1 pseudogene is annotated in these 1,101 nt (G+C 44.3%); it reads right to left on the reverse strand.

Annotation, left to right across the window (positions count from 1 at the left end):
* Positions 1 to 1,101: pseudogene (locus tag R8N46_RS25310) on the reverse strand (tandem-95 repeat protein); the annotation flags it as partial.

The raw sequence follows: 1,101 nt of genomic DNA on the forward strand, positions 1-1,101 counted from the left end.
CACCCCAAGAATTGTCATTTCTATCACCAGAGTTAAAGACGATTTGATCTAGGTCTTGTGCATTGATTTCAATGACAAAAACACCACTACCTTGATCAACAAATGCCGTTCCATCTGGAAGTGACAAGCTCGCACCATCTGGTACGTTTGAAATCTCAACCCTCAATGTTTCTGGATCATTCTCTTGATAATTTGCACCGTCGCCAATCGACTCTTTGTTATCCACCACCAGCGCATTCACGTTGATGGTAATGTCTTCGCCTTCATTGCCTGAGACTTGGGTATCTGGGTTAACATCCACGTCGTCGCCAATCGGGTTAACGACTAACGTAAAGTTACTGTTTCGCTCGGTAGGCACTTTCAACAACTCTTCTTGAATGAAGACAGAGATACCGATTTCAACTTCACCACTAAAGTGTTTTGGCGGCTTAATTTGAATATCGCTCAAGTCGATGGAAGTTTGCGTCAAGTCTTTAACTTGAATGCTCCACTCGCCATTGCCTGCGTTTTTCACAATGTAATCGGATGAATTAGACTCAACAACAAAGTCATTCGGAATACCAGTCAGCTTAAGTGAAACAAAGCTTTCAGAGCCATCATCGTCGGTCAGACTGATCGTAACGCCAGTACCTGACTGGTTGAGTGAAATCAACGTATCTTCATCACCCGTCACGACGATAGGCTGACTTGGATCGGTTCCCGTAATCACGATGTCATCCACGACAGGTGTGACTTCAAATGTCACGTCGTCGGTAAAGGTGCGTACATCTACGTTATCGCCCGGATTGATCAATGTCGATTGGTCAAACACGGCAACGTCTGTGATTTCGCCTTCGATGTTAATTTTCACCGTATTTTGGCCACCACCAACCGGGTAGTTTTCACTCGGTTTGAACAGAACGTTGTCCAACGCTCCCGCTAAAATATCGGCTTCATTAAATTCGATACTCGTGCCCAAACTATTGCCATTGCTATCGACAAACTCACCCTGTGTCGTGTCATCAAGCGTCAACTTGATGTTGGTTAACGTTTCTCTACCGCCTAATGTGTTGTTGAAGCCATCTGCAAAATCGACGTTCAAATTAAGCTGAATTAATCCAT

The sequence above is a fragment of the Vibrio sp. 1874 genome (assembly GCF_033344395.1).
Classification (GTDB): domain Bacteria; phylum Pseudomonadota; class Gammaproteobacteria; order Enterobacterales; family Vibrionaceae; genus Vibrio; species Vibrio alginolyticus.